This window comes from Endobacterium cereale, assembly GCF_009617585.1.
GTDB lineage: Bacteria > Pseudomonadota > Alphaproteobacteria > Rhizobiales > Rhizobiaceae > Neorhizobium > Neorhizobium cereale.
The window spans coordinates 555,965-578,094 of the sequence record NZ_WIXI01000050.1; the positions used below are offsets into that span (position 1 = coordinate 555,965).

At 53.8% G+C, this 22,130-nt stretch carries 18 protein-coding genes and 2 pseudogenes; 10 read left to right on the plus strand and 10 right to left on the minus strand.

The window, feature by feature from the left end; all coding sequences use genetic code 11:
• Positions 1-244 precede the first annotated feature (244 nt).
• From GAO09_RS26135 to GAO09_RS26150, 5 genes are all read left to right on the plus strand, one after another.
• The gene (locus GAO09_RS26135) at positions 245-4,075 is read left to right on the plus strand and encodes a vitamin B12-dependent ribonucleotide reductase (protein ID WP_153359294.1); all 3,831 of its coding nucleotides are present in this window, start codon (positions 245-247) and stop codon (positions 4,073-4,075) included.
• Between the two features lie 601 nt (positions 4,076-4,676).
• Complete coding sequence (locus tag GAO09_RS29755; protein WP_209018846.1) at positions 4,677-4,835, plus strand: hypothetical protein; 159 nt, start codon at positions 4,677-4,679, stop codon at positions 4,833-4,835.
• Between the two features lie 69 nt (positions 4,836-4,904).
• A complete protein-coding gene (locus GAO09_RS26140; protein WP_209018847.1) occupies positions 4,905-5,267 on the plus strand; it encodes a helix-turn-helix domain-containing protein in 363 nt (120 codons plus the stop codon).
• Positions 5,268-5,278: 11 nt separating this feature from the next.
• Complete coding sequence (locus tag GAO09_RS26145; protein WP_209018848.1) at positions 5,279-5,842, plus strand: ImmA/IrrE family metallo-endopeptidase; 564 nt, start codon at positions 5,279-5,281, stop codon at positions 5,840-5,842.
• 50 nt (positions 5,843-5,892) lie between these two features.
• A complete protein-coding gene (locus GAO09_RS26150) occupies positions 5,893-6,552 on the plus strand; it encodes a hypothetical protein (protein ID WP_153359300.1) in 660 nt (219 codons plus the stop codon).
• Between the two features lie 213 nt (positions 6,553-6,765).
• On the opposite strand, the gene GAO09_RS26155 is transcribed toward GAO09_RS26150, so the two are convergent.
• From GAO09_RS26155 to GAO09_RS26170, 4 genes are all read right to left on the minus strand, one after another.
• Positions 6,766-8,622: a DUF3732 domain-containing protein gene (locus GAO09_RS26155; RefSeq protein WP_153359301.1), complete on the minus strand. Its 1,857-nt coding sequence runs from the start codon at positions 8,620-8,622 to the stop codon at positions 6,766-6,768.
• Positions 8,619-9,065, minus strand: a complete 447-nt coding sequence (locus tag GAO09_RS26160; protein ID WP_338015101.1) for a three component ABC system middle component — start codon at positions 9,063-9,065, stop codon at positions 8,619-8,621. Before GAO09_RS26160 ends, GAO09_RS26155 begins: the two co-directional genes overlap by 4 nt.
• Positions 9,062-10,276 carry a hypothetical protein gene (locus GAO09_RS26165; RefSeq protein WP_153359305.1) on the minus strand — a complete coding sequence of 405 codons (1,215 nt, stop codon included), beginning with the start codon at positions 10,274-10,276 and terminating at the stop codon, positions 9,062-9,064. The genes GAO09_RS26160 and GAO09_RS26165 overlap by 4 nt, the downstream gene beginning before the upstream one ends.
• A gap of 236 nt (positions 10,277-10,512) precedes the next feature.
• Positions 10,513-12,249: an ATP-dependent nuclease gene (locus GAO09_RS26170; RefSeq protein ID WP_153359308.1), complete on the minus strand. Its 1,737-nt coding sequence runs from the start codon at positions 12,247-12,249 to the stop codon at positions 10,513-10,515.
• Between the two features lie 143 nt (positions 12,250-12,392).
• On the opposite strand from GAO09_RS26170, the gene GAO09_RS26175 reads away from it, so the two are divergent.
• On the plus strand, positions 12,393-13,301 hold the full coding sequence (locus GAO09_RS26175; RefSeq protein ID WP_338015104.1) for a DUF4238 domain-containing protein: 909 nt from the start codon (positions 12,393-12,395) through the stop codon (positions 13,299-13,301).
• 14 nt (positions 13,302-13,315) lie between these two features.
• Here the strand turns inward: GAO09_RS26175 and GAO09_RS26180 are convergent, their stop codons facing one another.
• On the minus strand, positions 13,316-13,465 hold the full coding sequence (locus GAO09_RS26180) for a hypothetical protein (protein WP_209018849.1): 150 nt from the start codon (positions 13,463-13,465) through the stop codon (positions 13,316-13,318).
• A 312-nt stretch (positions 13,466-13,777) separates the two neighbouring features.
• Here GAO09_RS26180 and GAO09_RS30390 point away from each other — a divergent pair, with 312 nt between their 5' ends.
• Positions 13,778-14,308 (plus strand): PIN domain-containing protein, encoded by a 531-nt coding sequence (locus tag GAO09_RS30390; protein WP_338015102.1) that lies wholly within the window; start codon positions 13,778-13,780, stop codon positions 14,306-14,308.
• A gap of 279 nt (positions 14,309-14,587) precedes the next feature.
• Here the strand turns inward: GAO09_RS30390 and GAO09_RS26185 are convergent, their stop codons facing one another.
• Positions 14,588-15,418: a nitroreductase family protein gene (locus tag GAO09_RS26185; protein WP_153359314.1), complete on the minus strand. Its 831-nt coding sequence runs from the start codon at positions 15,416-15,418 to the stop codon at positions 14,588-14,590.
• 116 nt (positions 15,419-15,534) lie between these two features.
• Here GAO09_RS26185 and GAO09_RS26190 point away from each other — a divergent pair, with 116 nt between their 5' ends.
• Entirely contained in the window at positions 15,535-16,446 is a 912-nt protein-coding gene (locus GAO09_RS26190) for a LysR family transcriptional regulator (protein ID WP_153359316.1), read from the plus strand.
• Between the two features lie 72 nt (positions 16,447-16,518).
• Here the strand turns inward: GAO09_RS26190 and GAO09_RS26195 are convergent, their stop codons facing one another.
• Entirely contained in the window at positions 16,519-17,445 is a 927-nt protein-coding gene (locus GAO09_RS26195) for a hypothetical protein (RefSeq protein WP_153359318.1), read from the minus strand.
• Between GAO09_RS26195 and GAO09_RS26200 the strand changes: the two are divergent.
• A pseudogene (locus tag GAO09_RS26200) lies at positions 17,417-18,253 on the plus strand (IS3 family transposase). The gene GAO09_RS26195 and the pseudogene GAO09_RS26200 overlap by 29 nt on opposite strands.
• Before the next feature lie 458 nt (positions 18,254-18,711).
• Here the strand turns inward: GAO09_RS26200 and GAO09_RS26205 are convergent.
• The 3 genes from GAO09_RS26205 to GAO09_RS26215 all read right to left on the minus strand — a co-directional run bounded on the left by GAO09_RS26205 (position 18,712) and on the right by GAO09_RS26215 (position 21,736).
• Positions 18,712-20,124: a GNAT family N-acetyltransferase gene (locus GAO09_RS26205; RefSeq protein WP_153359320.1), complete on the minus strand. Its 1,413-nt coding sequence runs from the start codon at positions 20,122-20,124 to the stop codon at positions 18,712-18,714.
• A gap of 142 nt (positions 20,125-20,266) precedes the next feature.
• On the minus strand, positions 20,267-20,557 hold the full coding sequence (locus GAO09_RS26210) for a hypothetical protein (RefSeq protein ID WP_153359322.1): 291 nt from the start codon (positions 20,555-20,557) through the stop codon (positions 20,267-20,269).
• Between the two features lie 561 nt (positions 20,558-21,118).
• Positions 21,119-21,736 (minus strand): metallophosphoesterase family protein, encoded by a 618-nt coding sequence (locus GAO09_RS26215; protein ID WP_153359324.1) that lies wholly within the window; start codon positions 21,734-21,736, stop codon positions 21,119-21,121.
• Between the two features lie 13 nt (positions 21,737-21,749).
• Here GAO09_RS26215 and GAO09_RS26220 point away from each other — a divergent pair.
• Positions 21,750-22,130 (plus strand): annotated as a pseudogene (locus GAO09_RS26220) (IS21 family transposase); the annotation flags it as partial.

Sequence of the window (22,130 nt, forward strand, 5' to 3'; positions counted from 1 at the left end):
TGATGATCGCTCGGCAACGGGTTTTCGTGCGCGTTCGAATGTCTGCCAATGCGGTGTTCAAGGCTGGTAAAATAATCTGTTAATGCTATATTTAGTGTTTGCAGCCAGCATCGGACACAAGATACAGGTAGGCAATCACTGCTGATTCACCTGGATCATCGAATCCGACCGGCTGCCCATGATGGCGAGCGGCCGGCGCTGAAGATTTGCGCCCAGAGCGGCGCCACGAACTAAGGACGAGACCATGCGCATTGAACGTCGTTTCACCAAGCCCGAGACCGGGGCTTATGGCGAGATCGCTTTCCGCAAGGCGGTGAGCGAGATCCGCAACCCGGACGGCTCCATCGTTTTCCGTCTCGCCGATATCGAGGTTCCGACCCAGTTTTCGCAGGTCGCCACCGACGTTCTGGCGCAGAAGTATTTCCGCAAGGCCGGCGTGCCGAAATTCCTGAAGAAGGTCGAGGAAAACGATGTTCCTTCCTTCCTGTGGCGTTCGGTTGCCGATGAGAAGGCGCTGAAGGATCTGCCGGAAAACGAGCGTTACGGCTCGGAAACCGACGCGCGTCAGGTGTTCGATCGTCTCGCCGGCACCTGGACTTACTGGGGCTGGAAGGGCAAATATTTTTCCACGGAAGAAGACGCTGCAGCGTTCAAGGACGAGCTTGCCTACATGCTCGCCACGCAGCGCGTTGCTCCGAACAGCCCACAGTGGTTCAACACCGGCCTGCACTGGGCCTATGGCATTGATGGCCCCGGTCAGGGCCACTTCTATGTCGACCCCTTCACCGGCAAGCTGACCAAGTCCAAGTCGTCCTACGAACATCCGCAGCCGCATGCCTGCTTCATCCAGTCCGTTGAGGACGACCTCGTCAACGAGGGCGGCATCATGGACCTGTGGGTGCGCGAAGCCCGCCTGTTCAAGTATGGCTCCGGCACCGGTTCCAACTTCTCCTATCTGCGCGGCGAAGGCGAAAAGCTTTCCGGCGGCGGCAAGTCGTCGGGCCTGATGTCGTTCCTGAAGATCGGTGACCGCGCTGCCGGCGCCATCAAGTCGGGCGGCACCACCCGCCGTGCGGCCAAGATGGTCGTTGTCGACATCGATCATCCGGATATCGAAGCTTACATCGACTGGAAGGTGAAGGAAGAGCAGAAGGTTGCCGCTCTCGTCACCGGTTCCAAGATCGTTGCCCGTCACCTCAAGTCGATCATGAAGGCCTGCGTCAACTGCGAGGCCGATGGCGAAGATTGCTTCGACCCGTTGAAGAACCCGGCCCTCAAGCGCGAAATCCGTGCTGCCAAGAAGGATCAGGTTCCGGAAAACTACGTCAAGCGCGTCATCCAGTTCGCCAAGCAGGGTTACAAGGATCTTGATTTCAAGACCTATGACACCGACTGGGATTCGGAAGCCTACCTGACGGTTTCGGGCCAGAACTCCAACAACTCCGTCTCCCTCAAGGACGACTTCCTGCGCGCTGTCGAAAACGACGGCGACTGGAACCTGACCGCCCGCAAGGACGGCAAGGTCATGAAGACGCTGAAGGCACGCGACCTGTGGGAAAAGATCTCCTACGCCGCATGGGCTTCTGCCGATCCGGGCCTGCACTACAACACCACCATGAACGACTGGCACACCTCGCCGGCCGCGGGCCCGATCCGCGCCTCGAACCCGTGCTCGGAATACATGTTCCTCGATGACACCGCCTGCAACCTGGCGTCTCTGAACCTGTTGCAGTTCAAGTCGGCGCTCACCAAGCGTATCGACATCGCCGATTACGAACATGCCGTTCGCCTGTGGACCGTCGTTCTCGAAATCTCGGTGATGATGGCGCAGTTCCCGTCCCGCGAGATTGCCGAACGTTCTTACGAATACCGCACGCTCGGCCTCGGTTACGCCAATATCGGCGGCCTGCTGATGTCGTCAGGCATCCCGTATGACTCGACCGAAGGCCGCGCGATCGCCGGTTCGCTGACCGCCATCATGACCGGCGTTTCTTACGCCACGTCCGCTGAAATGGCATCGGAACACGGCCCCTTCCCGGGCTTTGCGCCGAACCGCGACAACATGCTGCGCGTCATCCGCAACCACCGCCGCGCCGCTCACGGCGAAACTGCAGGCTATGAAGCCCTGTCGGTCGATCCGGTCGCTCTCATCCACGAAGAGAACCCGGATCAGGATCTGGCCGTGCATGCCATGGCCGCATGGGACAAGGCGCTGGAACTCGGCGAAAAGCACGGTTACCGCAACGCCCAGGTCTCCGTTATCGCGCCGACCGGCACGATCGGTCTCGTCATGGATTGCGACACGACCGGCATCGAGCCCGACTTCGCACTGGTGAAATTCAAGAAGCTCGCCGGTGGCGGTTACTTCAAGATCATCAACGGTGCGGTTCCGGAAGCGCTGCGCACGCTCGGTTATTCGGAAAGCCAGCTGGCCGAAATCGAAGCTTATGCTGTCGGTCACGGCAACCTCAACCAGGCCCCGGCCATCAACCCGTCCTCGCTTGCCGCCAAGGGTTTCCCGGCTGACAAGATCGAAGCCGTCAATGGTGCGCTGAAGGCTGCCTTCGACATCAAGTTCGTGTTCAACCAGTGGACGCTTGGCGCCGACTTCCTCAAGGAAACCCTGAAAGTTTCCGACGAGCAGCTGTCGGACATGAGCTTCAACCTGCTCGAGCACATCGGCTTCTCCCGCAAGGACATCGACGCCGCCAACATCCACGTCTGCGGTGCGATGACGCTCGAAGGTGCGCCTTTCCTCAAGGAAGAACACCTCGCCGTCTTCGATTGCGCCAATCCTTGCGGCAAGATCGGCAAGCGTTATCTCTCGGTGGAAAGCCACATCCGCATGATGGCTGCTGCCCAGCCGTTCATCTCGGGTGCGATCTCCAAGACGATCAACATGCCGAACGACGCCACCGTCGAGGAATGCGGCGAAGCCTACATGCTGTCCTGGAAGCTGGCCCTCAAGGCCAACGCGCTCTACCGTGACGGCTCCAAGCTTTCCCAGCCGCTGAACGCCTCGCTGATCGACGAAGACGATGCCGAAGACGCTCTCGAAGAGCTGATCCAGGCACCGGCTGCCGCACAGGCTGTCACCGTCACCGAAAAGATCGTCGAGCGCATCATCGAGCGCGTGTCGCGTGAACGTGAAAAGCTGCCGAACCGTCGTCAGGGCTACACCCAGAAGGCCAATGTCGGCGGTCACAAGGTTTACCTGCGCACCGGCGAATTCGGCGACGGCCGCATCGGTGAGATCTTCATCGACATGCACAAGGAAGGCGCCGCTTTCCGTGCGATGATGAACAACTTTGCCATCGCCATCTCGCTGGGTCTCCAGTACGGCGTGCCGCTCGAAGAATATGTGGAGGCCTTCACCTTCACCAAGTTCGAGCCGGCCGGCATCGTGACGGGCAATGATGCAATCAAGAACGCCACGTCGATCCTCGACTACGTGTTCCGCGAACTCGCCGTCTCCTACCTCAGCCGCCACGATCTGGCGCATGTCGATACGTCTGACTTCTCCAACACGGCACTCGGCAAGGGTATCGAAGAAGGCAAGACGCAGCTCGTGTCGACCGGCTGGACCCGTGGCTACAAGCCGACCCTGATCCAGGGTGGCCAGGGCATCGACCGCGCCGCCGGCGATCCGAAGGGATCGGCCACGGCCGCCCCTGCCCGCGCCTCGGCAACGGTAACGTCGCTGGGTGGCTCCTCGTTTGCCGGCTCTGCCGCCCGCAAGCTGGAACCGACCGTCGCCATCTCGACCTCCGAAATCGTCGCCTTCAAGCGCGATTACGAGGAACGCGCCAAGGAACTGGCTGAAGAGATTGCCGAGGACGCAGCCGTTGCGACTGAAAGCGAACAGGCAGCAACCGCACTGTTCTCCGACAAGGCCGCAGCCGATGCCGCCTCCGCCAAGGCCGAAGCCAAGAAGGTGGAAGCCGACCGCCGCATGAAGTCGATCATGCAGGGGTATACGGGCAACATTTGCAGCGAGTGCCAGAACTTTACGATGGTGCGCAATGGTACGTGCGAGAAGTGCGACACTTGTGGCGCGACGAGCGGTTGCAGCTGATTGCCTCACCGCTAGCTTAGTCATTGTCTCGTCCACGGTAACATCGCCGTAGGTGAGATTGACTGGATCAGTCCAGTCAACCTCACCGCAACCAACCGCAGAGCCAAGCAGTTGACGTCAAGAGCAGGATTCTTGAGAAAGCAACCGAGCTACTTAACATTCATAAGTTAGCGATAAATAAGAATTGACCTCTTAGAAACGGGGGCGACTCACTGGCTGCAAAGCAACAGGAGTCGCCCCTTTTGCGTTTCTACATTAAGACGCGACAGCGCCTCCAATTACATTTAGTAAAATGGCGTAAAATACTGAAATTTAACGACTTGTTAATGATTTTATATTGCAAAATATACGACTTCGGACTACGATATTAATCGAATCGGCAAGCAAAAGGAGGATGTTTTTGAGAAGGAGGATTTTCCTCCGCGAAGTCGCAACCGAGACGGCAATCTCGGTCACGACAACTTGCGAATAGTGCTTCAAGCATTCGCATGACTGACAGATTCAAATCCGCCTAGCCTTAAGCAAAAGCACTATAGGAGGATTCGGGTCCGAGAGTCGAGTTGGCTTGTCGCGTTTCACACAGCTCCTGAAAGGAGACGAAATGGCAGACAGAAAAACCTTCGATGTTGGAAGAGATTCGAAAACCGGTCACTTCATACCGGTGAAGGAAGCCGAACGTCGTCCTGGCACGACGACGGTCGAACGTATTCCCAAACCAGGGCGCGGCGACACCAAAGGTGAGCCCGCACGTCGTAAGTAAGTGGCGAGGGCAAGGTGACTTGATCCTTGCCCTAGCTCACGCAGACAACTCCTGTAGTGGATGACCAAAATGAAAGATGATCAGGATGACGTGGCTATTCGGGCCGCGTCGAAGATTTTTGGCGACATGCTGAGACGCCAACGTCAGAAGAGCCAGTGGATGTTCCGCGAATTGGCTGAGAAAACTGAAGTAGAGGAAGACATAATCAGTCAGCTTGAAGCTGGCGAACCAGTCGGAACTGAAATCGAGCATGAGAGACTCTGCGAATTCCTTGGCCTTCCGGTCGATACGTTTGCAAAGTTGATCCGCAACCAAAGGGCGCTGCTTGAGACAACTGGACAGTCATCTTCTGAAACTATGCCGTCTAACGTGGTGAAGATCAGCGGATATAGGAACAAATGGGCAAAGACCACTACACATCCCGAGGCCTGACAAGCACGGAGATGATGGTCGAGACCTTGAGGTGCAGAAACGATTTCGAAATTGCTCATGTAGAGCGAGTCGATATCGTTTCTATCCTCGAATTTAAACTCGTCCAGCATTTCCCGGAATTCCGTCTCATCATCATGAGAGATGGCGACATGGAAACAGAAGCGACAGCCGATCCTCGCAACAATAGAATTTTCGTTCGACGGTCGCTCTACAGAGCGGCGTGCGACAATGATCCGGAGGCAAGATTGGTGCTGGCGCACGAACTTGGCCACTACCTGTTGCATGAAGAAAAGAACGCGCAAATGCATACGGATAGGAAGGGATCGGTTCAGGCGATCAAGCAAATGACAGCGCTCGAAAGTACGGAAGATCAAGCGGACATGTTCGCCCGCCATTTCCTCGCCCCTCCCCGACTAGCTTACCACTACCGCAATTCTCCTAGCGAGTTGGCCTCATCGGCAGGGATTCCGCTAAGGATAGCTCGTGGCAACATTACGATGTCAAAGTGGCCTGAAGTTTACGCCATACGGCATCTCCATGATGGCTCTTTCGACCATGCCACAAACACCAAATAACGAGTGATTGCAATAATCTGCGCCTTCAGAGCGCGAGACAAAGGTAGGTCATGTCAGTTCCAAAATTTGGTTTCTCCGCATACTTAAAGCTCATCAATGCGAACCCTCGCCCTCAACGCCGGTTGATCCGTGAGCGCTATCAACCGAGCAGCGGCGGTTACGATTTTCATCGTAGCCTTCGGCAACGTATTCAACGAATTGCATTTGAAGGGCTGTCACGGGAAGCGAGCCTAGCGTCAACACAGCTTATCACGAAGCCTTCCGAGCGCGAATCTGCGAGGAGAGCGATTGAGCGCTTCTTCACCTGGCGCGAACAAAATCCTGGCGACCTTGAGCCAAGTGGTCATTTACTGTTCGTCAGCCCTAGGGGGTATTTCAAGATTGATTTTACTGCGAATTTCATCTTGGAGATAGGCGGGCGAAGAACGGCGGTTCATATCTGGAATACGCGCCATACTTTAGCAGGAAATCTGGCGCGAGCTGCGTTGGCAACCGTAGCCGCCCGGCACCCTGCGGAAAACCGCCCAGACGATTTCGCGGTACTATCTCTACAAGACGGCTCATTTTATCGTTGGTCAGACGCAGATAGGTCGACGGCCGCCCTAGGAGAGCGATTACTACAGATCATCGACCTAGATTTTGCGGCTGCTCGCACCGAGCTTGGCTTACCAGCATCACCAGACGATGACGCTCCTGCTGCATATCGTTAGATGGCCCGTTGACGAATCTGGCGATAAGATCGTGGACGAAGACTACGATGCTCTCGGCTAATTCTCGACATTGGACGATCCGGCTGGCGTCGCGGATTTGATCGAAGTCCGACAGACCTGATCGGGATATGCGGTTGTTCAGACTTTGGGGCCTGAGCAACCGCTTCAGGTAGCTCATTTTCTTTTGCGAGCAAAGCCGCTCAGCTTCCTGTCCTAATGGATTGTCAATGGTATGAGTGCGTTGCCGTCCCGAAAAGTCTCTACAAGATGTACGTTTTCAAGCCCTTCCCAATAACGCGGGTTGATGTGTTCGAATACGATCATCTGAAACTCATTGCCCATTTCATTAGCTGTTATGATGAACTGATCCAAGAGATGGAGGGCCAGCCTCACCTTCGCGACGTCGCTCTCGTCGACATCCTCCTCCCCGTCCCCAGTCTTCTGATCATCCTCGCCCCAATACGGCCGAGAAAACTGATCGACAATCAGGAAGGGCGCAACATGAATGCCTCCGTTCCTCATTATCAACTCGTGCAGACCTAAGAAGAGGAACAGGTGAAGAAACATGTGATTAGAACTGCTACCGACGTTCTCGGTCGAAGCAGTCTTCGGTTTGCGAAGGTGGAGTTTCTTCTGCGAATAATTAAAGGCGGAGCGATACTCCCCGTAGTTTCCGAGAGCGGCCTTCGTCAGTGTGATGTAGTCTTGGATCGCCTCGTCTAGCGCTTTGATGAATAGCTCTTTGCGGTCTTCGACCGGTGACACGACGAGTTCATCGATCTGAGCCTCCAGGCTCTTAATCAACTCACTGTTGTCAGGGGGCGGGTCTGACTCCGGATCACCATAGAGTTCCAGCTTAGCTTTCGTTTCGCCAATGAAGATGTACTTATCTTTATCGCTCTCGAAGTTTTCGATCTCGGCAGGCAGCCCTTGAAGGTCCTGCTCAAGCTTTCCGCGATGTGCCTCCAGCCCCTTGATGATCTCCGCGACGTTGCTATCAAGCGGCGTCCGTCGAGCAGAAGCAGCCTTTATTTCTTGTAAGCCGCTGGAAAGACTTCTGAGGATGTCGTCAAACACGGATGTTTGAACCGTTTCATCGAAATTTCTAATCAGGTAGTCAACCGGCAGAAGGCTGTCCGCTGTCTCCTTTAAGGTCGTCTTATGATTTCCGTACTCCAGAGCAAACTTTCGGAGCCCCCTGATCTTCCGCGACACTCGGTACAGCTCTGAAGAAATCTCTTCATACTTTGCAGACACCTTCGGGTCCGGGCCACTCTCTCGCTCTGCAACCATATTTCTCAAAGCGGTCATCGACGCATTGGGACCTGTGTCTTCGGCAACGAGGCCAAATCCTTTGGCCCGAGCTACCGTCTCGGCTAGCTGCACACCGAACTGCTCGCGTTTTTCCTCCGTCTTCGCGGAAAGCTTTTGCTGACGAGCAAGGCTTCGCTCCAACTCCGAGCGCTTCTCACGTTTCAGTATATTCTCGACCGTGTCTATGCCCACAGCAATATCGAAGATACGCGGTAACGCCTCTTGGTACCGGGCCTGGTTTTGCTTGTCGAAAAACTGATCACTGTGCGTGATGATGTCTTGCGAGATTGTATTGAAGAGCAAGAAATAGCGGAAGGATATGCGAGAGCCCGCTTGCAACGTCCTTCCACCAAACGGAATCTTCACGTCCTGATCAATGCCAAAATCGGCGCTAAGGAGCTTCTTCAGGGCGCTTTCGTTGATATTGGGATTTGGCTCTGCATCCGGGACATCACCTGTCGAAGAGAAGTAGTAATCAGGCGATGCTGACGTCCCCTGCGGCGCGCGTCTAGCCAGCATGTAAATCTTGTCATTCACGTGAAGGCGGAGGCCATACCACGAGACGTTTTCGTTGATGATGCTTTCTGAGATGCGATGGTCACTGGCAAACATACAGTAGTCGATGATGTCCAGGATGGCCGTTTTACCAGTGTGGCTCGCGCCAGTAATTATGTTTACCTTGTTTGGCAAAAACGTAATGTTGCGTCTAACTCCAACTTTGAGCCAAAGCTGCAAGCTTTCGATATGAAACTTCATAGTTTGATCCGCGCATTGAGGTAGAAAACGTCTGCCCTTCCTGAGATCAGAGCAGCTATGTTGGCTGAAGCGCGGTTCACCCGCTCGGCTCTTTTGCCCATCTCTGGATTGTAAGGCAAAGCGGACGCGATCACTGCGCCCTCATCCTTCAGCCGAACTACACCGACCTCACACAGGAACTGCAGAGCACTCACTGTGGGAATTAGGGATGCCGTATAGCGTTCGTTGAAATTATAGAAATGCTGGATGTTATCGATTAGGTACTGTTCGAAGCTCACAAAGCGGAACCTGCCATCAGCCAGCTTTCTGACCGTCTCGCGGTGCGCCACAATCGGCAGGATCAACGCAATCTTTGGAAGGGTGAGGTAGCCAGCCTTTTCTAGGACGACAGAGAGCGCGAATGCGTTGATACCAAGGTTGTTGTAATACGAGCTGACCTTCACTTGTAACGATCTTTCCAGTTTGTCAGCCAGCCGATAACCGGGCGATCAGAAAGATCGTAGAATCCACCATTGCTCATAGGGATCGGAAGCTCCTGAGAAGCGAGGCTCAGCCTTCTCTGCCGCAAATGGCCGACAATTGCGCGGGCAGAAGCGCCCTCGTCTCCACATACCCGTAGGCCAGGGTAGACTTCGAGGAATTTACCCTCCCACATGGTGGCGGCCTCATCTTCCAAGTCATCAACATCAGATTGGGTGATGTCTCCATCTTGGATGAGCCGTTCTAGGTTGTCGCGGAAGTGCAGCCGTCTGGTGGTAAACTTAGTATGGAACTCCGTGTTGTCCGCTGCAATGTCGTCGATATCCACCAACTGCTTGATGAATGTCTGCTCGGACAGGTTTTCAGGTAATAAAGGTGGGAACTGTCGAAACAGCAGCGTACCGCTACGAGCCTTATCGAAATGTCGTCGGTATTTTTGATTGAACTCGTCAAAGCTAAGGATAATCTTGCCGCCCGCTTTAACGGTGACGAAGGAATTCTGCCGCACTTCGGAATCGACCGCGTTGAAAACGTCGTCGATCCGCGACAGATGTATCTGCTTTTCGGCGATAGATGTCTTACAAAGATCGATGATTTCATTCTTTCCCAGCGCGAAAGATAGATTTTGGAAGAACCGCTCGGAAACACCCCGGTCGAGCGCGAGGACATCATCGACATAGCCCTGGATCGTGATGTCTCTGGTCGAGCCTCTGAGTGACACTATATCCGCAACGAGTTCAGCATAAGATTTGCCGGATGACTTGAAGGCGTTCAAAGAAGTTAGGAAGGCGTTCTTGTCGTTCTCCGACTTGTTGGATGCAAGCAGGAAGCTGGTCTCTTTTAGGAAGGCCAGCTGGGAACTTATCGAAGTGCGACCGTCGGCCGGGTCGATAATCAGCTTGCACCAGTTCGAAATCGATTTCCAGAGGTCTCCATCCAGCGTCGTCAGGTTGATTGGACTACCCTGGGCACTCGTCTGCACCGTATGCTTCAGCTGGACAAGCAATCGCGTGCCGTCGGCTCTCTCGACGTGTACGTCGTCCAAGACTTCCAAACCGGCGGTTTGGCCAGCCTTCAGATTCAGCAATTCATTTAGAAAATAATAATACTGATAGTCGAAACCAATCGATTTATCTTCTGCGCTAGTCGTATCGACACGCAACTGACCGCTCATGTTCTGCCCACAAAAATAGTCATCACTTACCCAAAGTTGTTGCCGTATGACGTAGCAGCTGAAAATTCCTTCATCAATGTAGCTTAATCAGCACGAGGAGTTTAAACGCACATTAGCGCCCCTAAAGACGTCTGCGGAGCTTGGAGAGTTATGGAGCAAAACAGGCACGTATCGGGCATTTGTTCTGCAGATTTCGGACGGCAATCTGCGTCATATCAACCAGTCCCCTGTAGCCATTAAAAAAGCGCTTCCAGTTCGTCCATTTTTGCCCACTCGATGCAACCCTCTGGCAACTTCGCTTCGTGGTCGATCAAACCGCGAAATAGTTCAGTCACGACCTTTTTTCGCTCTCCATCATCCTGGAGCGCGCGCACAGCCGAATACGGCTTTTCACCAGTTAAGGCAGTATCGAAGAAAGCGGCCTCGAAATGAACTCGTGATGCGACGAGACGGGTTGTCTTGGCCTCCAGTTGCTTCTCAACTGCCGCCAGTATGTTTCCGTTGGTCGTCCATGCTGGATTGACGATCTCTTTCTGCTCGCCTGTCTTTTTATCCTTGCTCATGGTCTTAGGAGTATCGGTATCGTGGAGGATCGAATACGAGGCTCCGAACTGATTCAAGATTTTTGCAAGAGAGGCGATGGTGGCCTTCCCTCGGGCGCGTATTACGTGAATATCAGAGAAGGACTTGTCCTCGTTCATGATTAAACGGAAAGCCGAGTATTCCGTATCTCCCTCGACCAAGACGACGCGACCACCAAAGAAAAACTCGGCCACGTAAGGATCATAGAGGTTCAGCAGTTTAAGATTGGCTTTGTCGTCGGAGCTCAACTGTGCAGCCTCCGGGCGGTATAGCGTCGTACCGACGATCTCACCTTTTGCTTTCCGCTCCACGCGTACGACGGAAGTGTTGTCACGAGAGAGGTCGATGAATACAGGGGAATGTGTTGTCACCATCACCTGCCACCCTTCCTTCGACGCCAAGTCGTACAAGACCTTACAGGCGTCACGGATCGCGCTCGGATGCAAGCAAAGCTCCGGCTCGTCGATGAGAAGAACATTTGCCTTCTTCTGATCGGTCGCGCTGTCTTTAAGAAGCTTCAGAGTCGCCCAAAGCATCGTGCGCCTCGCGCCGCTACCTTGCGACTCTAGGTCGGACATGTGCCCGTCCTTATGCCCCGTTGTCAGTCGACCGCCGTCTGGGAACAACTTGAGAGCCGATTCTGAAGCGTCAGAAGATTGGATGTATTGGACTACATGATCCAGAAAAATCGATGAGACTATATCGTTGAGAGTTTTCTCGGCCTCTTCGATCTTACCTTTGTTATGGTCGAGCGCGAGCTTCTGGAAGTCGTTTATGTCACCGAGAAGCTTTTCGTATATTTTGACGCCATCCTTTTCGAGTAGCTTGGCGGAATCCAGAATTGCCTTGCTCAACAGGTCATGAATTTGCTTGGCTTGGGCTTCTGGTGGATCGAACGCCCGAACGGGATGTACGGCAGGGCGGCGAGCGTTGGCGACGTTCGCCCAGCCCCACGGTTTTTTGCTATCCCAGGCTTGAGAATCCACATTCCAGCCGAAACGAGTCCCTTTGCCAACGGCAGTCCAAACCCATTTTTCCTTCACATACTTGCGGCCTTCGCCAACAACAGGCTTACCGTCGAGATCACCGAGCCATTGCTTGCCAGGGTCTCCAACAATCACCTCGGTTACCAGCTCTATTTCTACAGGGTTCTCTGGATCGACATTGCCGTTCGGAAAATCGTCCTGCTTAAGCTGCCCCGCCTTCGATCCTTCACTCATGGCGATCTCATAAGCCCGTAAAATCGAACTTTTTCCTGAGTTATTTGGTCCGACGAGGACGACGATGTCATCGAGATCGACCTTCACCGCATTGCTGCCGATGCAACGAAAATTTCTTACGGAAAGCGACCGAAGCTTCCCACGTTCCAAATCGACTTGCGCCTCAGCCATGGCCCCCTCAAAGCAGAAAAAATCTTGTGCGCAAAATCTAATATGCAAACTGCGATTCTTAAAAGTACAATCAGCCCAAACTCCCTCATTTGTTTTTGTAGTGGTCTGTTTTGACTGAACAATCCTTTCCAGCACCACCTGCTGTGCATCACTATATCCCCATTTTCTATTCAAAACGCTGGGCTTCTGGAGTGCCGCGTATGTTGACCAGATACGCTCTTTGGCGACCTGGTGTCATCGCGGTTGATCGAAAAGCGCCGAAGGGAGTTGGCTGGGAGCTGAACGGCTACTCCTTCGATGGCTTTTCCGGAGACGAAGCGGAAGCGGTCGAAAGTCAGCTGATGAAGCCTAAGGACGATTTTGCCAGCAGGATGCTATGCAGACTGGAAACAAGCGGCGCAGACGGCCACTGGACTGACGATGAACGTTATGCGTGGACGTGGTTCCTAGTTTCACTTCTGGTTCGTGGGCCAGAGGATGTTCGTTCGGCTAAAGCCAACATCAGCTCCGATTGGGAAAACCCCAATAAACGCATGGAAGGGCGTTATCAGAAACTTTTGGCCGAATTTCCCGAAATGCGTGGCCACGCTCATCCGACGCTTAAGGAATACATCGCCTCAATGGGACGAGATTACGGAAAAAGATTGGGCGTTAAGATCATGGCTGACATGGCCGATCACCACGAGATTTCGACCCGGATTGCCAACATGCACTGGCAGGTGCGAACGATCAGAGGGGGACGCAGACTTCTAACATCAGATCGCCCAGTCCGGCGTGACTACCCGTTCCGTTCTAAGAACTCTCTCCTCACGCTTCCTATCGGTCCGAAGCTGGCTTTCATCGCAGCAAACTCGCGCGATGCTATCGACCGATCTTTCCGCGAGGGAGAGGACGTGTTTGTGCAAAAGAACAATAAGCAGATAGTGCGGCAAGCCCGGCAATTCGCATTTGCATTTGATGACTCTGACCGAGAGTGGGTAGAACGCAATTTAGCTAAGGAAGCCCAACGCGGCTTTTTTCACTTCATCCGTGGCACCGGAGCGCGTTCATAGTAGTGCGATTGTTTTTAAGACGAGCTGTCCGGACCGCCCTGTGTCAGGCGCTTCCGCGCTTCATCGGTGATCGTAACTCGTCGCAATTCGACGACAAATTCCTCGCCACCATCTCTGACGATAAGTCTTTTCGCGGTGCGCACCCGATCAAAAAAGCGTTTCAATTCCGCATCCTGAGAGGATAGCTCAAGGAATTCCGGTGAATTATCGATGACCATAAGCCTTCTTCAAGAAGAAATCCTTTGGAGCTGACTAATCTTAAACCGGCGATAAATCGTAATATGAGTTTACATATACAATTTACGAGTTTAGCTCCGAAACAGATATCCGAGATACATTCAAAATAACTTTATTACAAGTCAGTAAAAATTATCGCGCCGCCGAACAATACTCTGCGATTCGACCAGATTCAGCGATTTAACGATATATTTACCAAGAATAGCCAGCCTTCCGCTTAGCCAATGTGGGGACAGGCAATGACGGATAGCTTCTTGCTAGATACATGCGTGCTGAGCGAGGTAAGTAAGCGCCAGCCCAACCCAAACGTCATACGCTTTCTGGACACAAGCGCCAACCTCTTCCTTCCCGCTGCCGCCCTGATGGAATTTCAGCTTGGGATCGCGGAGGCATCCAGTAGCGATCCTGTTCGGGCGGTACGACTGAGTAACTGGTACAGCCGAACAGTCACCGCTGGCCTACCAATCTTAGATACCACCAGGGAGGTCGCGGAGGTATGGGGCGTCCTTGCTGCCGATCCGAGACTGCGAAACCTAGTCGTTGGCCACGCACGCGCGAAGAAGCCAAGAAATGGGCAGGACCTTCACATCGCTGCCTGTGCCCTGGTCCATCGCCTTCCGATAGCTACGATGAACGTTAGCGACTTCTCGCTTATTGACCGCTGCTACCCTTTGCCGGGCATATATGATCCGTTAGGCAATCGCTGGCACGCTCGCATGAGCCCTCTGCAGGTTCAAGAGCAAAGCGCAGTGGCTCCATCGTTCAGGTAGGTACAAGGAAAATCCGAAATCCAGCGGTCTTCCCGCCCCATTTCCGAAATGAAATTTATCTACGGATTTTTTAAATGTCGGGAGTTGCCGCGCTAACACCACGGGCCGACCATGCTTGGTTATCACGCGCACCGAAGCTCTTGGTGGCCGATTTAGACAGAGATTAGTGCCGCACAGCCCGCCACCGACCTTAAGACATTCTCTTCCGCTTCGCGCCAGAAGCGGTCATAAGACCTTGCTGCGATCAGCTTTAGCGGGGCCTTTGTTCCGAGCGACGAACTATCGAAGCTTGAACCCTCGACCTTCGACGGTGGACCTGAGGTTCTCGCGTCCGTCCATGGAAAGCAGATCGTTTGCGGAAGAGCTTACCGCCCCGACAAAGGTCTTTTCCTTCATGCAGAGGTCCTCGCGGAAATGCTTGAAAGGTTCCTCGTAAGCGGCAATTCTGGATGCCCGATCCGCTTCATAACGGTTTTGATGTAGGACAACGTCCTGGGATGGGCGCGGCCGCAGTCGCCCCTGCGCCTCAGGTGCCGGATAGCCAACTACCATGCCGAACGTGACGTAAGCGTAATCGGGCAGCCCGAGCAGATCGGCGACTTCCTTCGACTTGTTACGCATCCCGCCGATGTAGACGGTGCCCAACCCAAGCGACTCCGCCGCAAGGGCTGCGTTCTGCGCTGCAAGTGCCGCGTCTATGGTTGCCATCACGAATGCATCGAGATGATCGTGAACAATGGCGCTTCCACCATTCGCCTTCGAAATCCTATTGTTTCTCGACTGGTCAGCGACCCAAAGCAGGAACACTGGGGCGACCTCGATGAATGGATTGCCGTGACCGGATGTCCGATAAAGCTCCGATTTCATCTCGGGGTCGGTCACCGCGATCACGCTCCACATATGGAGATTGGACGAAGTCGAGGCCGACTGAGCTGCTGCCACCATCGTTTCCAGCGCACCATCAGGCAAGGCATCAGGAAGATATCGTCGAACCGAGCGGTGGCTCATCATGTGCTCGATCTGGTCGTTCCAGATGATGTCTTTCGGTTCATGTCCCATGCCATAACGTTCTTCCAATATCTGCGCCTGGCGGGTGGTCTTGTCAGACATTCTCAACTCCTGTCGTTTGTCGTGGACAGGATTTACGTTTCAATGGACAAGAGATTTAGGGCCTCCCGTTGAAATGACTTTCCATGCGGATGGACAATTGAAGAGCAAAGAGAGCCATGGATCAATTCAGCGCTATCCGAGCGTTCATGAGGATCGTCGAGACGGGGTCGTTATCCAAGGCTGCGATGAGTCTCGAAATGCCGAAATCGACGGTGAGCAAACTACTGGCTGACCTTGAGATTCATCTGGGCACGAAACTGCTGCAGCGCTCTACACGCAGTGTGGCCCTGACCGCCGAAGGCACGACCTACTATGAGCATGTCGGCCAAGTCATGCTCGGCCTGCAGGATGCCGATCTGTCCGTGCGTGAAAGCAGTGCGAGCCCGAGCGGACGTATTCGTATCGACGTGCCTTCGTCGCTTGCCAACACTCTGGTCATCCCCGCGTTGACGGAATTCCGTGCACTTTATCCGGACATCCAATTGGTCATAGGGATCAGCGACAGACCGGTTGCACTTATCGAAGAAGCCGTGGATTGCGTGCTCCGGGTTGGCCACCTGCCGGATACCTCATTGATCGCCAGGACGATCTATATGGATCGTCTGATCACTTGCGCTAGTCCAACCTATCTCGCAACGAGGGACCGGCCCGTGACGCCAGAAGAGCTTCGACAGGGGCACGACATCATCGGGTACTTTTCAGCCCTGACTGGAGAGGCCCGGCCGCTTGTGTTCAAGCAAGGTGATAGGGTCGTCGAAATCAGCGACACTAATCTGCTCTCAAACGACAGTACGGGCCAGCGCTCCATGATCCTTTCAGGCTTGGGTATCGGGCAATTGTTCCGCTCGACAGTGGTCACCCATCTGAATACCGGAGCGCTTATCAGCGTCCTGGACGATTGGACGGACTACGCCGCCCCAGTCTCCATTCTTTATCCTTCATCGAAGAAATTGACGGCCCGGGTTCGTGTCTTCATCGACTGGTTGACGGACCACCTTCGTAGGTCACATGGCGGTGATCAGATATGATCTGCTCGCAGTTATGAATGACTGGTTTGGGCCGATGGCCGTCATGACGCAGAAGCGCCAAAGCGGACCTCCTTACCCCTTGCCGTAGAAAAAGAATTTCCTGTCCTCGTCGGCGTGTAAGTCATGATGAGCGATGTGATGGTCGCTTTTAGGAACTGTGTCCGAACAGAGCAGGTATGGAAAATTATCAAAGCCAAACTCGGCGACCACAGATTGAATGTCCTTTTCATAACAGGCCAAGAGGGATTTCATGTCTGTAGATGGAAAGCTATCCTTGAATACTCGGTTATATTTTGGCTGAAAATAACGGATGAACGACGCCTCATACAAGGTAGTGCGCTCGGCTTCATTGGTGCCATAGAGTTTATCGAGGCCGAGGTCTATGCGGCTTCCATCCTCGTCTTGCTCTTTCGCATGCGGATTGAAGACTGTGATCAGCCGAGTTCCTGGCATAATCTGTACTAGGAGCACAGACAGACGCCTCCCATCCGGCACGCCTTGGATTGCTATCTTTTGTAAAGTTTCATGCTTTGATAACCGGTCAAGTGCGCTTCGGCTCCCTGCTTTTCCGAATGCCTGGCCGACATAAAGGACATTGAAGTCAAAGCCTCCACACTGCGCGGAAAGCTCCTTTCCAATTGCCCATTGATCTGGCCAGACTTTCTGGCCATTGGGCATCAAAATGTAAGCCCCTTGATCTAGCTTCAAAATGCCACCAGCAGGCATCTTTGCTTGCACTGTGTGGCTTTCACCAGAGACGGAGTAAATGAACGACGCCTTATTTTGTTCTTGTGAAGCCGTCTCAAACTTCACAGTTGGCGTATGACCAATCATATAGATATGGCATTTCTCCGCTTCTGCGGCATGCTCCTCGTGGAAGGTTGGATCGTATAGCTGATGGGCATCCAGTACGATATTGGACGTGGCTATCAGATTAAGCAGATTCTCGGTGTCAAACCGCATTTGCGACATGCGCGATTCAAGCTCGTTTTCTGCCACTTCGATATACCCTCAACTGGAACTCCAGCGTTTGAGCACTATTCCTACATATCTGCAATCCAGGCGAGCCAAAGAGGACAAGCGACAGACCGAGCTGCTCCTGAAGGCATGGGAAGGAAGCGGCAAGGTCTACGGTTATCGCAAGCTGCACGACGATCTTCTCGATCAGGGCGAGATGTGCTGCCCGAACCGGGTTGCGCGTCTGACGCGTCTCGCCGGGATCAAGGCGCAGATCGGCTACAAACGCCGTCCCGGCATATATGGTGGCAGACCGTCTGTCGTCGTTGATAATACGCTCGACCGGCAATTCGACGTGACGGCTCCAGACACTGCCTGGGTGACGGACATCACCTACATTCGAACCTGCGAGGGCTTCGCCTATCTTGCCGTTGTCATCGACCTCTATTCACGTCGTGTGATCGGTTGGGCACTGCAGAGCCGCCAAACCACCGATGCTGTTCTCCAGGCTCTGCTTATGGCCGTGTGGCGACGCAGGCCGAAGGAAAAGGTGCTGATACACTCGGACCAAGGCTCGCAGTTCACCAGCATGGACTGGGCCTCGTTCCTCAAGCACCACAATCTGGTTCACTCGATGAGCCGTCGCGGCAACTAGCATGACAATGCGGTGGCCGAGAGCTTCTTCAATCTTCTGAAGCGAGAACGGATACGTCGCAGGGTTTACCGTTCACGCGATGAAGCACGCCAGGACGTGTTCGACTACATCGAAATGTTCTACAACCCGAAACGCAAACATGTCAGAAACGGGATGCTGTCGCCCGTCGAGTTCGAGAAGCAGCAGAAAATATAACCCGAGGGCTTTTATGAAACTCGGGGCTATTCACGCGGAGCATCTCTGCAATCAACTAGAGATGGCTTCACTCTATCTCAGCTGCGGCATTGCAAGGGGATGGACACCCCAGTTTCATCGGCAAAGGGAATGAAGCACCGTCGTGGCATCGATCTTGCTGCTCCATTCCCTCCTGCTGAGTTTAAAGAAGATGACGGAACCAGCTACCGTACGCTTATGAGCATGGCGAAATGGGACGTTCTCGGTGCCAAATGCGGCGGATGCGACAGAGTATCCTGGCTAGATCATCGAGCACTTGCCCGAGAGTTTGGGGACCAGTATCTGATGCACCTCAAGGATAGACTGCGTTGTTCATGCGGCAACAGGAACGGGAATAAAATCTCTGTTGGGAAACTGCCTCGATAAGCGGGGACGCATTTTCCGGCGTCGAGTGATTTCCTGCCCTTTTTAGAGGCCGCCTATGACCGAATCTGGCTGCGATCACACAGATACAAAACGACAGTCTCGTCAGGCTTTAGCTTAGACGGATACTCATCGCCCTCTGGCTGAAAATGGAGCTGATGCAGCATTTCTTGCATGATGACATTGGATTTCCGGGTTGTGGCGAACAAATTGCTGTCTCCTGCGAGAGGCATAAGTTCGCCAATCAATTTGGTCATCTGCCCCTTCTTGCGGTGTGCGTCTTGGAGGTATATCCAACCCAACTCGTACGGAAAATCTTTTGGGGCGCGGCCACTGTTCGCGCTCGCAAACACCTTGGCACGATAAGTAACCTTAGGCTTTTTGATAGCTGCAGTTCCAACTATCGCCCCATCGTATTTGATAAACCCCAGTCGAGAAGCTTCCTTCAATCTATCTTTCAAGCCTTCTGCAACTTCGCCGCCATCGGCAACGATCTTACAGAAGTCATCAAGCTCCTGACCGCTGCATTTTCCTGGCGTCTTACAATTTACAGAGTATCTCTTCTCATCTTCACGGCGTCGAATATGGCTCGTTGCCGCTGTTAGCGCCTTCTCCGCGTCATCCATCGTCAGTTCCTCCGAGAGGCCGCTGTGATCCTTAAGTTGAAGTGACCCGCCCTTCCGTATCGTTTCGAGCAACTCCTTGCGCTCATCGATTGCTTCTACGATTTTGCCGGCATACTTATTGAACTCTCGATCCCGCACCGGATCGTTGCGTTTATCTTGTCGAAACAGCGTTCGCGTACGAATATTGATATTGTCGGCCTTGCCCTCAATCCGATGGACCAAGCCTAAAATCGCTCTAATGTTACTCTCGCTATCGTCTAGCTGCGATTCCGCCCATCCCAATTGATCCGCCATACTCCTGATGCTGTCATCGAGCGTACTTTCCAAGCCGGACAGCTCGGTCGTTATGCGGTCGGCAGCAGCCTCAAATCTGTCCGCAAAAGCTTTTCCTTCTGCATCCAAAAAGATGCGCAAAAGTTCCGAGGGGTGAAGAGGTCTATTTCTCGACCCATCTCTTCGATTATAGACACCTTTTTGCGTGCAATGGGGCTTTGTCTCGCTGGACGAGATAGCAATCCGCAAAATCGGCTTGTCGTCCATATTTTCGATAAACATTTCAATCGGAACTGGTGGGATACAACTGATTGCTTTGTTTGCAATCTGAAGCATTGCGCCATCTGAAACGTCACAGCCGCGAACGACGCCAACCTGAGCCCCACCCACATTTTCTTCGCTAACCCCGACAAGTATCTGCCCGCCAGTGGGTGAATTGGCAAACGCAACAAGATCGTCAGCGCTAACTCCGTCAGGTACTTTCTTGAAATCGACCTGTTCGCCCTCACCGGCGCTTAGAAACTCCCGCGTCAGCGCACTCAGATGCTTAATGCGCTTACTCGATGTCATGATCAGCTCCAAGGTCAACCGTGAAAGTAGTAGCGCGATAACGCAGGCCTAAGTCCAGACCGGCCAGAAATCATCCCCATCAATTCCATTTGTCGGAAGCGGTTTCCGAGCAGCCAGTCCGTCAGCCTAGCCTTTTCCTTGATCATTCCACTTTACGGCTGAGGCGTTTTCCCGGCTGCTTTTCGAAATAAGCCAACTCCCGCTTCGCGATATATGGCACCTCGACACCATGCTGCTCGGCGCGAGTGAAGACTTCAGCTAGTGGGAGACCCAAGCGGATGCTCGCAATCTGAAGACTGATCGCGCCTACAGACCAGCCATCCAGAATCGTCCGTTCATAATCAGGATCGCTTGGCATGAACCCCTTGTTGTCACCACGCCGATAGAAATCGACGGCTTTCAGGATACACCCGATGGCATCTTCATCAGTCATATAGCCTGCTTCAAACCCGGTTACTGACGGCCAAGGCTCCTCATGCCACCATCTTGGTGACCTGGTCCGATTTTCGCTCCCTCCCCACTCGAAGCGCCAGTACGATCCTCGGGCGCGGAAATAGAAGTATCAGCCATCGAGCAGACCTCCAGCCTGTACCGGGCACCATCCAGATAGGTCATGAAGCTCGAACCTCGGCAGTGTTTCCAAGGCAATCCTTGTTGGTGTCGCAAGATGCAAACGCTGTAGATCGAAAGGCCCGTCGGCATCATGGTCAAACCTGAATGCGTGCCCTGCGGCGGCCAGCTTGCTTCTTAGCAACTCAAAATCTCGCCGAGACCCGAAAGGCTTTCAAATACCGTCGGTGCAATCGAACCCCGCCTCGGCCGCGAACCCCTCCACTTCGACTCGTTCACCCAAGGACATCTTTAAGAAGGTAGGAAGGTATGTGCAGTGGCCATTTTTCCTCAATGGCTTCAGTACCAAGGCGCTGGCCATGATAGCTCCAAAATTGTGATTGGAAAGAAATCCTCGTGCGAGGAAGTGCGTCCCAGCTACGGATCAAAGATCAATTACGAAGCCCGGCCTGTATCCGTTCGTCCCTCGCTCGTGGCGGTAACCAACGGCGTTGCATACGATGCGTGTCCCTCCCTCGACATAGTCAAAGAACTGATGGATGTGTCCGTGGACCCAAACGTCAGGCTTGCCGCGATGGAACACTTCGCTGAGGTCTGATGCGAATGCGGCATTGCTTGGATGGCCGCGAAAACGTTCAATGAGTGATCGCGGTGTGGGGGCGTGGTGGCTGACGACGACCGTCTTACCCTGCCACGGCTTGTCTAGTTCCGCCTTGATGAATGCTCTGCTTTCTGCGTGGCGGGCAATCAACTCGCGACTGGTTACCAGTCCCGGCATGCCTTCAGGAAATGCATCGGACCGGAAGATTTCACGGAAATCTAGCATGTAGCGACGGCAGAAGTTGATCGCGAACGCTCGTCGTTCATCGACCGTGAATTCATCGTCGTTCCCGCCCCAAGGAATCTCGAAATCTGTCCATAGCGTCGCCCTGAGAGCGGCGGTGCAAAAGTCTGCCACGGTAGCGGCGTGATAATCACGTCGTAGGGGCGGAGTAAAATCCGGCCACCTATCTTCCTTCTGCATTGAACGCAGGAGGGACAAGGGGATCTACACCGTGGAATTGTATCTCAAAGTTCGCCTGGCTGTTTCGGAAGGGATGAGCCGGCGTCAGGCTGCAAAGCATTTCAACATATCTCGCGATAGCGTTTCCAAGATGGTGTCGTATTCGACACCGCCTGGGTATCAGCGTCAGTTGCCGATCCGGCGGCCGAAGCTGGATGCGTTTGTCTCGACCATCGAGCATTGGCTGGAGGAAGACCTGAAGGTGCCGCGCAAGCAGCGCCATACGGCCAAGCGGGTGTTCGACCGTTTACGTGACGAGCGCGGCTTCACCGGCGGCTACACGATCATCAAGGACTACATGCGCGAGCGGGATCAGCGTCGCCAGGAAGTGTTCGTGCCGCTGGCTCACCCGCCGGGCCATGGGCAGGCCGAC

Coding starts and splice junctions, on each gene's coding strand:
- GAO09_RS26135 (WP_153359294.1), top strand. CDS start 245: ATGCGCATTGAACGTCGTTTCACCAAGCCCGAGACCGGGGCTTATGGC.
- GAO09_RS29755 (WP_209018846.1), top strand. CDS start 4,677: ATGGCAGACAGAAAAACCTTCGATGTTGGAAGAGATTCGAAAACCGGT.
- GAO09_RS26140 (WP_209018847.1), top strand. CDS start 4,905: ATGAAAGATGATCAGGATGACGTGGCTATTCGGGCCGCGTCGAAGATT.
- GAO09_RS26145 (WP_209018848.1), top strand. CDS start 5,279: ATGATGGTCGAGACCTTGAGGTGCAGAAACGATTTCGAAATTGCTCAT.
- GAO09_RS26150 (WP_153359300.1), top strand. CDS start 5,893: ATGTCAGTTCCAAAATTTGGTTTCTCCGCATACTTAAAGCTCATCAAT.
- GAO09_RS26155 (WP_153359301.1), bottom strand. CDS start 8,622: ATGAAGTTTCATATCGAAAGCTTGCAGCTTTGGCTCAAAGTTGGAGTT.
- GAO09_RS26165 (WP_153359305.1), bottom strand. CDS start 10,276: ATGAGCGGTCAGTTGCGTGTCGATACGACTAGCGCAGAAGATAAATCG.
- GAO09_RS26170 (WP_153359308.1), bottom strand. CDS start 12,249: ATGGCTGAGGCGCAAGTCGATTTGGAACGTGGGAAGCTTCGGTCGCTT.
- GAO09_RS30390 (WP_338015102.1), top strand. CDS start 13,778: ATGACGGATAGCTTCTTGCTAGATACATGCGTGCTGAGCGAGGTAAGT.
- GAO09_RS26185 (WP_153359314.1), bottom strand. CDS start 15,418: ATGTCTGACAAGACCACCCGCCAGGCGCAGATATTGGAAGAACGTTAT.
- GAO09_RS26190 (WP_153359316.1), top strand. CDS start 15,535: ATGGATCAATTCAGCGCTATCCGAGCGTTCATGAGGATCGTCGAGACG.
- GAO09_RS26205 (WP_153359320.1), bottom strand. CDS start 20,124: ATGACATCGAGTAAGCGCATTAAGCATCTGAGTGCGCTGACGCGGGAG.
- GAO09_RS26210 (WP_153359322.1), bottom strand. CDS start 20,557: ATGACTGATGAAGATGCCATCGGGTGTATCCTGAAAGCCGTCGATTTC.